Genomic DNA, 10,088 nt, shown 5'->3' on the forward strand with positions numbered 1-10,088 from the left:
GAAACGACCCCCAAATCCTCGGATGCAGCGCCTCACAGGCGAAATCTCAGCGAACCCCGCGCCGCAGCACCCTGCCGCGAGAGCGGCTTAGTCCAGTGGCGCATGGCTCACGTGCATTCCGCTCGCTAGCAGCCTGTGGTATAGTTCGCGACCCCTAGCCTGGTATCGCGCGCCCCTGAAGGAATGGGGGGGGGGAAAGTTTCCGAACGCCCAGTAAAATCTGCGGATGCATCCATAACGCGCTCAGGATCACAACCTGACGCTTCGCGATGCCATACGGATACATTCGCAATAACGGCTCTGGGTCGCAGGTACGCCCCGCTGACGGCGGGGCGGCTGCGAGTTCAGCGCTCCATGCCGCGCCCGCGGGGCCGTGCGGCAGCGGAGCGGTTGCGCTGCTGCCCCCCGTCGCCCTGCCCGCTGCGCCCCGGCCTGTGGCCACGCATGACACGGGCGAGCTGCTCTTCGGCGGCCCTGGTTCGGATACGAAGCCCCTCACGATCCTGACGACCAGCCCGCACACGGGCTTGCTCCTTCATCGCGCGCAGTCGTGCCGCACGCTCGCGTTTCTCCTGCATAGCGCGCTGACAGGCCCGCTGGTCGGCCAGCTTCATGGCGATTGCCCGCTGGCGGAAGAAGTCGCGGCTCTCCGCCTGGAGTTCGGCGGCCATCTTGATCCGGTCTTGCGCAGCGGCCTCATCATGGGCGGCTCTCAGACATCGCGCGCCCTGGTAGGACGGCAGGCTCGCGACAGCCACACCTGCCACGGCGAGTGCGCCCAGCAGCCCTGCCCCGCTCGCCATGGCGCCTGCGGCCAGCAGGTAGAAGGCGAGCTTGCGAACCTTTGGATTGGCGAACACGCCGGCTGCAATGAAGAAACGGTTGACCCGCGCGCGGCGGATCCGGTCGCGCCGGCGGTAGCGCTCTCGCACCAGAGCCTGACGCTGCCGAAGCCGCGTACGCTCCTCTGCGGTGAGCCTGTTGGCTGTACGCTCTTTGGCGGCCTTGGCACGATCAGCCTGGTCGCGCTCGCCGTCGGCCTCCATCTCGCGGATGAGCCTGTCGAACTCGCCGAGTACGGCGTCAGCACTGCGCTGGGGACCATCGAGGCGCAGCGCGGCGCGCGCCTGCTTCTCTGCCGGAAGCGCACCGAAGGCCCGGCCGACGTCGATCTCGTGGAGCTTCGCGGCTTGCCCGGCTCCCTTGGAGACGCGGTTGACGTGCCGTGTCAGGCTCGTGGTCATCAGGCTCTCGCGGTCGATCAAACGCACGATCGGGCGACCATCGACGAGGGTATGCCCGGCGCAGAGCGAAAAGCCGCTGGCGTCCAGTTCGGCACGGAACCGCTGCAGATCACCGCCGCAGCGACGCCACGCGAGCAGGACGCGATCGTCGATTGTCTCGACGTCCGCCTCGAGGCGAGCCGCCTGCTGCATCTCGTCCTTGCCAGGACGAATGCCGGGTTCGGCGACAGGTCCAGCCGCAGCGCGTTCGGCAAGATCCTCAAGCCCGCGTTCGCGCAGCATCTCGGCGATCCGATCGACCCTGACGCTGGGCGAGAGCCCTTCGCCCAGCTCGATCTCGAGACGTCTGGCGAGCATGTCGTCGCGCTCTCGGCTGCGCCGGAACCGCAGGGCTTTGCCAGTCACTGGATCGGTCATGGCGTACACGACGTGGAAATGTGGAGCCCGGCGTCCCTTACGATGTTCGGTGACATGCCGGGCGGCGTCGGTAGGAATGTCGAACTCCTCCTGGATCACTCTGAGGACGTAGCCAAGTTCTGCAGGACTCAGCGCGCGCTTGGGCGAGATGACAATGTGGACCACGTCGCGCTGGACGCGGTGGTTGCGGCGGGACTGAGCCGCAAGCACGCGCAAAGCCAGCACAGCCTCGTGCGGGACATCCCGGCACAGGTCATCGCGAATGATGACCTGTTCGTTCGAGCCACGCCCCGTCTTCATCAGGTGGCGTCCGAGCTCGCCGATGCGGCGTGGCGTGGTGAGCAGCATCATTACGCGTCTTCCTCGATCTTCAGCGCATCGAGCACGCGAGCCATCACGATCTCCGTCTGCGTCAGCATCGTCTTGATGTGGGTGCCGAGCGAGACGAGCGAGCCGGCCGTGTTCGCGTGCCTCGTCATCTGGTTCAGATTCCGGCCGTGTGCCCGCAGCTCGTCGAGCATGGCATCGAGCCTGCCTGCGTTGGCTGCCGCGCGCCGCACCGCCGGCGCCCTCATCGACGAGCCAAGCGCCTTGATGACGGCAGCCCGGGCCCAGGCATTGGGCTTCAGCCCGGCGGCCTGCGACACGGCGGCCAGCTGCGCTGCGGTCGGGTCGTCGATCCGGAACGAGACGAAGTGTGGGTACTGGTTTCCTTCGGACATCGAGGCCTCCTGTGATTTCGGCGAAGCCGGCGCGCTCGTCGCGCACCCGGATCTGCCGGGTTGGGGTGCATGGGGTTTCCCCTGCCGAGCTTTCTCATGTCACAAATATAGATTTGTGCACTTGAGCCTCACTCGCCCCTTCATGAAATCACAATCCGAATTTCGTGCAATATTTATTCATTCTATACGCCCTTACGCCTCTAATATATCGCATCAATATCCTGATACGTCCTGAATATATCCGCATATATCCGCATGATGAAAATAGATTTCACGTAAATATTGCGCCGATATTTGACATGGCGCATTTCAATGGCAGGAGTTCACCGATGACGAAGAAACTCGATCTGAAAGCCATGCGGCAGGCTGCCGAACAGGAAGCGGACAAAGCGCTGGCCGAACGACCGGTCACGATCCGCAGCAATGCGGCGGCCGTGCGGGTGTTCTTTCCGGCGATCGTGAAGATGCGCGAGGCGGGCAAGTCCTGGGAAGAGATTGCGGGGCGCATCGAAGGCTGGTGCGGTCGCAAGATCGCGCCGCTGACGGTCAAGCAGTACGTGACCGACATCCGCCGGGGGCGGATGAAGCCCGACCCCGGCGATGATGACGCCGTCGTGGCCCAGCCGGACGATCGCGGCGGACCCAGCCCCTCTGCCGCAGGTGAGGGGCAGATCGCCCTGCGCCAGCAGGTTGCCAAATCCACCCAAGCCGTTTCGCGCGAAGCCCCCGCCGAGGGTGCCCCGCGCAACACGAACAGTCAGACCGGGCCGGCGTCGGCGCCCGATCTCGCTGAGGCCGCGCTCCCCGAGCTCGGCACGTTCAAGCCCAAGCCCGACAAATTCTGAGGAGTATGAGATCATGACGACCAGGGAACTGATCGAGAAGCGCAAGATCGCCAGGCCCGACACGGCCCGGCCTGGGCAGCTGAGGCCCACCCGCAAGAGGCTGGCCCAGGCCATCCTCTCCTGGAACCCGAAGGGCGGTGTGAGCAAGAGCAGCACGCTCGCCGCGCTCGCCTATCTGCTGATGTGCAGCGGATCGCGGCCGCGTGTGATCGACACGGATGTGTCGAACCCCGATCTGTGGAAGAGCCACGAGAGGGTGCTCCCCTGCGAATGCCTGTCGCTCGAAGACGAGGGTGGCTTCGTGTCGATCGCCCGGCGGCTCACCGACCCGGACATCGACGAGGAGATCCTGATCTCGTGCGGCGCCGGTCTCGTCGAGACCTTCATGGAGAACGCGCCGATCCTCGACCTCGCGGCCAAGCGGTTGGAGCGTCCGATGGTCGTCCTCTCCCCCATCGACCCGGACATCGACAGCTGCAACCATCTCCCCGACCTGCTCGAGGCGATGCCCAACGCCACGGTGTTCGTGGTGCGCCCGCGACACTTCGGCCGTCCGGAGAGCTTCCGGGCCTTCAACGAGTCGAAGCTCGGACAGGCGATGATCGCCGACAACCGCGTGATCGACCTCCCGGCCATTCCCGAGGCGATCATGCGGCGCTTCAAGTCGCAGCGCCTGTCCTTCGCTGAGATCGCGGCGCTCGGCGATGAGGCGGAGACCGCTGCGCTCGACATCTGGTCGCCCCGGGCCGAAGCGGCGCTGGCGCCGCTCTTGAACGGCTGATCCCATGGATCGCGACGACGTCGATAATCTCGCTCGCGATCTGCTCGGCCGCCCGCTGACGGCGGCCGAGCACCGCGACCTTCTTCCCGCGATCGCGGCGTTCCGCCTGAAGCCCGGATCGCCCGTTGCGGTCCTCCTCATTCTGTACCAGTCGCTCAGGACAGGAATCGCACAAGCCAATGCGGCGGCCATCGCGACCCACACGAAGCGCCGGCGCGCTCGCCGTGCCCTCGGCATGGCGCTTGCGGCCGTTCTCAGCTCGGCCTGCGTCGTCCTCGGTTACGCGATAGCGACCCGGCAGTTCCTGCGGGAGATGGACCCGGCCGTCCGCTGGACGCTCTCGGAAGAGGGCAAGCGGGCCAAGTGGATGTCCGATGCCGGACTCCTCGACGCCTTGGATCGCTGCACGATTCCCGGCTGGACCTCACAGCCGCCGTTCTGTTTCCCGGGCCCAGATCCGGAATCCGGAACCGTGCGCGGCATTCGCACGCGCCCCTGACCCTCAATCTCCCTTCGATCGAACGAAAGCCAGAACCGATGTTCAAGCATGATTTTCCCGCCACCTACCACGCAGCTTTGCTTCATCGGCAGAAGATGCACGCCCCTCAGGCGTCGGCTTCTGTTGTGGCTGCCGGGCCCAACAACGGGCCCACTCAGCCCTCGCAGCCGCAGCCCATCGCGATCGAGGAGAAGCGCGCCACGACGTCGGACCTCGTCATCCGTCTGATCGTCGAGGCGACCGCGGCTCACCGGCCCGTCGACATCGCCATCACGATTGGCCCCTCTGCAGCGACAGCGGAGATGCGCCAGCCCGAGAATGGCTTCGGACCCCGGGAGATCGCGCGATGAGCGACGAGGAGAATGTCCCCCCGACCGATGCCGATCTCCTCCTGGCCATCGCCGAGCAAGAGGTCGGGTTCGTGCGCTGGCAGGGCCGGTGCTATGCGACCGTCACGACGAAAAAGGGCCAGCGTACCCTGCAAGTCCGTGGTCCTGCCTTCCAGACCTGGCTGCGGCTGCGGTTCCGGGAACATCAGGGCCGGATCCCGCCGGCGGCGGCCGTCAAGGCGGCCATCACCGCGATCGAGGACATCGCCAGTCTCGCCCCGGAGCAGCCGGTCTTCCTGCGATCGGCCCGAGATGGCGGGCGCATCTACATCGACCTCGGGGACGAGACCGGCGCCGCGATCGAGATGGCGTCTGGCCAATGGCGCATCGTGCCGGCGCCTCCGGTCCGCTTCGTCAGGGGCAACCTGACCCGACCCATGCCCATGCCGGCCCGGGAAGGCGGGCTCGATCTCCTTCGCAGCCTTCTCAATCTCGTCGATGATGGCTCGTTCCAGCTCCTGGCGACCTGGTGTGTCGCCGCACTCATGCCGGAGGGGCCCTATCCCCTCCTGGTGATCGGTGGCGAACAGGGCTCGGCGAAGACGACGACCGCCAAACTCGTCCATGACCTCGTCGATCCGAGTCGGCTTCCGCTTAGAGCGCTGCCGCGCTCCGAGCGCGACCTCTATATCTCCACGTCCAACACGCATGTGCTGGCCTTCGACAACATCTCGTCGATCGACGACTGGCTCAGCGACACCTTGTGCAAGCTCGCGACCGGCGGCGGCATGGCGACGCGCCAGCTCTTCACCGACTCCGGAGAGGTGTATTTCGAGGCGATCAAGCCCGTCATCCTGAACTCCATCGCCGACGTCGTCACGAGACCCGACCTCGCCGATCGGGCGGTCATCCTGAACTTGCCGGCGATCGCCGAGGAAGAACGGCTCGATCCCGGGGCTTTCACGACCTTGTTCCAGGCTCGCCACCCACAGATCCTCGGCACCCTTCTCGATCTCATGGCCATGGCGGTCGATCGCCTGCCGACGCTCAAAACCGACCGACTGCCGCGCATGGCGGGCTTTGCGCGCATCGGCATCGCGATCGAGCATGTCTTCGGGCCGCCCGGCTGCTTCCTGGAAGCCTATGACCGCAACCGCTCGATGAGTTCGGCCATCCTCGCCGAGAGCGACCCCATCGTCAGCGCCGTCTCGAAACTGGCCCATGACCACGGGCCGTGGAATGGGACCGCCACCGATCTCGCCAGGGCCCTCGAGCCGCGCATGGTTCCGCCTAAGCGGCTCGATCCCGCCGCGCTTGCCGGCCGCCTGCGCCGGCTCGCGCCGGTGCTCCGCTCCAACGGGGTTGGCGTCGAGTTCGATCGTGTCGGCAAAGACAGGACCCGCACCATCGCAATCACGCGGCGGGCAGCGTGACTTCCTCGCCCCGAAGTGGTTGTCCGCCCCGTCCGCGCTGTCCTACTTTCCGCCACCGCTTCGGCGGACAGCGGACGGCGCGGACGGCTCTTTCTCGTTGGAATGTCCACCGATCAGTCGATCACACGCACAGCCCCCTTTGCCGCGCTTGTGGCGTGCGTCGCGTAAGCTTTTAGCGCTGTCGTCACCCTGCGCTTGCGTGGTGTACTTGGCTTCCAGCCGTCTCTGCACTTCGCCTCCATCGCCGCGCGGCGGCACAGGAGCTCGGCATCGTCCACCATCAGGCTGATGCTGCGGTTGGGGATCGATCGCGATGATGTCGCCGCTCTCGACCAAGCCGATCGTTCCGCCCTCCGCCGCCTCAGGCGAGACATGGCCGATCGAGAGTACGGAGGAGCCGCCGGAGAAGCGGCCGTCGGTGACGAGCGCGCAGGCTTTGCCCAGGCCCTTCGATTTGAGGTAGCTCGTGGGGTAGAGCATCTCCTGCATGCCGGGCCCGCCACGCGGTCCTTCATAGCGGATCAGCACGACATCGCCCGGCTTGACCCTGCCGTTGAGGATCCCGTCCACCGCCGCATCCTGGCTTTCGAAGATCACGGCCGGGCCGGAGAAACTGAGGATCGAGGCGTCGACGCCCGCCGTCTTCACGATGCAGCCGTCTTCTGCCAGGTTGCCGGAAAGCACGGCCAGCCCGCCATCGCGCGAATGGGCGCTAGCGGCATTGCGGATCACGCCGCCCATGCGGTCGAGGTCGAGATCGGCGTAGCGGCGCTCCTGGCTGAAGGCGATCTGCGTCGGCACGCCGCCAGGCGCCGCGCTGTAGAAGGAGCGCACGCTCTCGCTCTGCGTCTGCATCACGTCCCAGCGCGCCAGCGCCTCACCAAGGCTCGCGCTGTGAACCGTGGGCAGGCTGGTGTCGATCAGGCCGGCGCGATCGAGTTCCCCGAGAATGGCCATGATGCCGCCGGCGCGATGGACGTCCTCCATATGAACGTTGGCGACCGAGGGGGCGACCTTGCACAGCACGGGCACCCGTCGCGGCAGCCTGTCGATATCGGCCATGGTGAACGGCGTTTGCGCCTCATGCGCCGCCGCCAGCAGGTGCAGCACCGTGTTGGTGGACCCGCCCATCGCGATGTCCAGCGTCATCGCATTCTCGAACGCCTTGAAGCTCGCGACATTGCGCGGCAGCACCGAGGCATCGTCCTGCTCGTAATGGCGACGGGTGATGTAGACGATCAGGTGACCCGCCTCGACGAAGAGGCGCCGGCGGTCGGCATGCGTCGCCAGCACCGAGCCGTTGCCCGGTAGCGCCAGCCCCAGCGCCTCGGTCAGGCAGTTCATTGAGTTCGCGGTGAACATGCCGGAGCAAGAGCCGCAGGTCGGGCAGGCGGACCGCTCGATCACCGCGACCTGATTGTCGGTGTCGCGGTCATCGGCGGCCGAGATCATGGCATCGACCAGATCGACCTTCTTCAGGACGCCATCGGCCAGATATTTGCCGGCCTCCATCGGCCCGCCCGAGACGAAGACCGTGGGGATGTTTAGCCGCAGCGCCGCCATCAGCATGCCCGGCGTGATCTTGTCGCAGTTCGAGATGCAGACCATCGCATCCGCACAATGAGCGTTGACCATGTATTCGACGCTGTCGGCGATCAGCTCGCGCGAGGGCAGGCTGTAGAGCATTCCGTCATGGCCCATGGCGATGCCGTCATCCCCCGCGATGGTGTTGAACTCCTTTGCGACGCCGCCGGCCTGCTCGATCTCGCGCGCCACGAGCTGGCCGACATCCTTGAGATGGACATGGCCCGGAACGAACTGCGTGAAGGAATTGACGACCGCGATGATCGGCTTGCCGAAATCGCTGTCCTTCATGCCGGTGGCGCGCCAGAGCCCGCGCGCGCCGGCCATGTTGCGGCCATGGGTGGTGGTTCTGGAACGATAGGGAGGCATGATGATCTCGGCGGAGCGGTTGAGGTGCGGGCTCTCGGCAAGCTAAGCTTTGGGGTTCGCCGGCCATAATGCGATTTTCCGTTCGGCCGCATCGACGAATTTCATCTTCGATCTCGAAATTCCGGGAGGTGGCCATTCTATAGAGAAACCAGGCCGCAACGGCGCGGAGAGACCGTCCATGCTGCGCAACATCGACATCGATCTCCTGCGTTGCTTTGTCACCATCGCAGACCTGCGCAGCTTCACCCGTGCCGCCACCGCCCTGTTTCGCAGCCAATCCACGATCAGCACTCAGGTCCGACGGCTCGAGGAACTGGCAGGCCAAAGCCTCCTGCAGCGATCGCCACATGAGGTTGCATTGACGCGCGCCGGCGAAGATTTCCTTGGAGATGCGCGCAGGATCGTTTCGCTTCATGATGAAGCACTGGACGTGATCAACGCCCAAAGCGTTAGCGGATCAGTTCGGTTGGCTGTCATGGACGACTACGCGACGATTGTGCTTCCGCAGACACTGGCGCGGTTCGCTCGCTCGCATCCCGGTGTCGAGCTCGAAGTCACCACCGGGTTTACGCGCGACCTGCTGAACGATCTCGGCGGAGCGTTCGACGTCGTTCTGGCGACGCAGAAGGCTGGGGACGGCCGCGGTCTGGTTCTGCGCACGGAACAGACGTCCTGGGCCTGCTCCGATGGACGGGAGTCGTTTGATATGGATCGCGTCCCGCTCGCTTTGCTCAAAGCCCCCAACATGTACCGTGAATGGGCCCTCGAGGCGCTGACGGCTGCCGGGCGATCCTGGCGCGTTCTGTTCAGCAGTTCGAGCATTAGTGCGGTCGAAGCCATGGCGGTGTCAGGCGTGGCGGTGACGGTCGTCAAGGCCGGGACCGCACGTCCCGGCTTGCGGCTGATCGGCGCCAACATGGGCCTCCCGCCGTTACCACCCTCCGAGATCGCGCTCCATCTTGCGCCAGGCAGGCCAAGTCCCGCAATCCGCGCATTCCACGATCATTTGTGCGCCGCGCTGGCATTGCCGCATGGCAACGATGGCGCCATCGAGGAGTCCGATCTTCAGCATCGGGCAAATTCATTTCCTGGGCCCTGAGAGGCTCCCTAACCTTCCCGTACGCGGCCGGTACAAGGCCGAAAACAGGGGAGAAGCCAGATGGATCGTCGTGCATTCGTTTCGACTGCTGGGCTGGCTGCCGCTACAAGCGTTATCGCGTCGCCCGCCATAGCGCAGTCTCAGCCGACAATCCGCTGGCGGCTTCAATCGAGCTTCCCGAAATCGCTCGATGCGATCTACGGCGCTGGCGAAGCGTTCGCCAAAGCGGTCGCCGAGCTGACCGATGGTCGCTTCCAGATCCAGGTCTTCGCAGCGGGCGAGATCATACCGCCGCTTCAAGTCCTCGATGGGGTTTCGATCAACACGGTCGAGGTCTGCCATACAAGCTCATTCTTCTTTGTCGGCAAGAACGAGGCCTTCACCTTCGGAACCGCCGTCCCTTACGGCCTGAATACACGGCAGCAGAATGCTTGGATGTATCAGGGCGGCGGCATCGAGCTGATGAACACGCTCTATCGCAAGAGCAATGTCTACGGATTGCCCTGCGGAAACACCGGCGCCCAGATGGGCGGCTGGTTTCGCAAGGAAATCAACAGCCCAAACGATCGCAAGGGGCTGAAATTCCGCATCGCCGGACTGGCCGGCCAAGTCATGTTGAAGCTCGGCGTCGTGCCGCAACAAATTGCAGGCGGCGCCATTTATCCGGCTTTGGAAACGGGGGACGATCGACGGCGCCGAATGGATCGGCCCTGATCCACCCCCGTTGAATTGGTCCACCCTGAAGTATGTCTTTTGGCAGACAGGA

8 protein-coding genes and 2 pseudogenes are annotated in these 10,088 nt (G+C 65.1%); 7 read left to right on the top strand and 3 right to left on the bottom strand.

Annotated elements, in window-relative coordinates:
* Positions 1-344 precede the first annotated feature (344 nt).
* Both AX750_RS13125 and AX750_RS13130 read right to left on the bottom strand, forming a co-directional pair.
* Complete coding sequence (locus tag AX750_RS13125) at positions 345-2,012, bottom strand: hypothetical protein (RefSeq protein ID WP_067254389.1); 1,668 nt, start codon at positions 2,010-2,012, stop codon at positions 345-347.
* A complete protein-coding gene (locus tag AX750_RS13130) occupies positions 2,012-2,383 on the bottom strand; it encodes a plasmid mobilization relaxosome protein MobC (protein ID WP_067254392.1) in 372 nt (123 codons plus the stop codon). The genes AX750_RS13125 and AX750_RS13130 overlap by 1 nt, the downstream gene beginning before the upstream one ends.
* Positions 2,384-2,712: 329 nt before the next feature.
* Between AX750_RS13130 and AX750_RS13135 the strand changes: the two genes are divergently transcribed.
* The 5 genes from AX750_RS13135 (at position 2,713) to AX750_RS13155 (ending at position 6,270) form a co-directional block, all read left to right on the top strand.
* On the top strand, positions 2,713-3,228 hold the full coding sequence (locus tag AX750_RS13135) for a hypothetical protein (RefSeq protein ID WP_068072122.1): 516 nt from the start codon (positions 2,713-2,715) through the stop codon (positions 3,226-3,228).
* Positions 3,229-3,241: 13 nt separating this feature from the next.
* Complete coding sequence (locus tag AX750_RS13140; RefSeq protein WP_067254399.1) at positions 3,242-4,009, top strand: hypothetical protein; 768 nt, start codon at positions 3,242-3,244, stop codon at positions 4,007-4,009.
* A 4-nt stretch (positions 4,010-4,013) separates the two neighbouring features.
* Positions 4,014-4,508 (top strand): hypothetical protein, encoded by a 495-nt coding sequence (locus tag AX750_RS13145; protein WP_067254401.1) that lies wholly within the window; start codon positions 4,014-4,016, stop codon positions 4,506-4,508.
* Positions 4,509-4,633: 125 nt separating this feature from the next.
* Positions 4,634-4,858, top strand: coding sequence for a hypothetical protein (locus tag AX750_RS13150; protein ID WP_156462456.1), 225 nt, complete (start codon positions 4,634-4,636; stop codon positions 4,856-4,858).
* A complete protein-coding gene (locus tag AX750_RS13155) occupies positions 4,855-6,270 on the top strand; it encodes a hypothetical protein (protein ID WP_067254407.1) in 1,416 nt (471 codons plus the stop codon). Before AX750_RS13150 ends, AX750_RS13155 begins: the two co-directional genes overlap by 4 nt.
* A gap of 113 nt (positions 6,271-6,383) precedes the next feature.
* Here the strand turns inward: AX750_RS13155 and ilvD are convergent.
* Positions 6,384-8,223, bottom strand: a pseudogene (gene ilvD / locus AX750_RS13160) (dihydroxy-acid dehydratase).
* Positions 8,224-8,401: 178 nt separating this feature from the next.
* Here ilvD and AX750_RS13165 point away from each other — a divergent pair.
* Both AX750_RS13165 and AX750_RS13170 read left to right on the top strand, forming a co-directional pair.
* A complete protein-coding gene (locus AX750_RS13165) occupies positions 8,402-9,322 on the top strand; it encodes a LysR substrate-binding domain-containing protein (RefSeq protein WP_067254409.1) in 921 nt (306 codons plus the stop codon).
* A 60-nt stretch (positions 9,323-9,382) separates the two neighbouring features.
* Positions 9,383-10,088: pseudogene (locus AX750_RS13170) on the top strand (ABC transporter substrate-binding protein); the annotation flags it as partial.

The sequence above is a fragment of the Methylobacterium sp. CCH7-A2 genome, from assembly GCF_001557075.1.
In the GTDB taxonomy this organism is placed as follows: domain Bacteria; phylum Pseudomonadota; class Alphaproteobacteria; order Rhizobiales; family Beijerinckiaceae; genus Allobosea; species Allobosea massiliensis.